General features: G+C 48.6%; 1 protein-coding gene. It reads right to left on the bottom strand.

Annotation, left to right across the window (positions count from 1 at the left end):
- Positions 1 to 628 (bottom strand): 4-(cytidine 5'-diphospho)-2-C-methyl-D-erythritol kinase (gene ispE, locus ACRCJ0_RS18240; RefSeq protein ID WP_431391550.1); only part of this gene is annotated, 628 nt, incomplete at both ends.

Below are 628 nucleotides of genomic sequence, written 5' to 3' on the forward strand. Positions count from 1 at the left end.
GTTTATTTCAGGCATGACACGTACCATATAAACTTCTTGGCAAAAGCCGCGTAAGGCGTTATAAATCCGTTGGCCACGGCTGTAAACCTGGGTGAAGCCAATGATTGTTGGACCTGAACCGGACATAGTGACCCCGTCTGCACCAAAATCGAGCATTTGTTGTTTCAGCCTGGCTAATTTAGGATGCTGGCTAAAGGTTACTGGTTCCAAGGAATTGCCAATCGCTGCCATCAGGTCTTCATAAGACCCTGACTCTAAGGCTGCCAGTACTTTCGGCGCGTTGGGTTCGTAGTTTAACCGTTCAACATCTAGTTGGTTGAAAATTTTCCGCGTTGAAACTGAGATAGCTGGTTTAGCAAGAATAATCCAGCATTTGGGTGCTGGTTGAATTTGGCGTATTTTTTCCCCTCGCCCTTCTACCAAAGCCGTGCCGCCCGCAACCGAATAAGCCACATCTGATCCAACCTGGTTAGCCAACGCCTGCAAGTCTTTCAAGGGCAAGTTAATATCCCATAGGGTGTTAAGTTTACGAAAAACTGCTGCTGCGTCCGTTGACCCACCGCCTAACCCCGCTGCGACAGGGATCCGCTTTTCAATTGAGATGTGCACGCCCGTCTTAATATTGCCG

The organism is Aerococcus sp. L_32 (assembly GCF_050689315.1).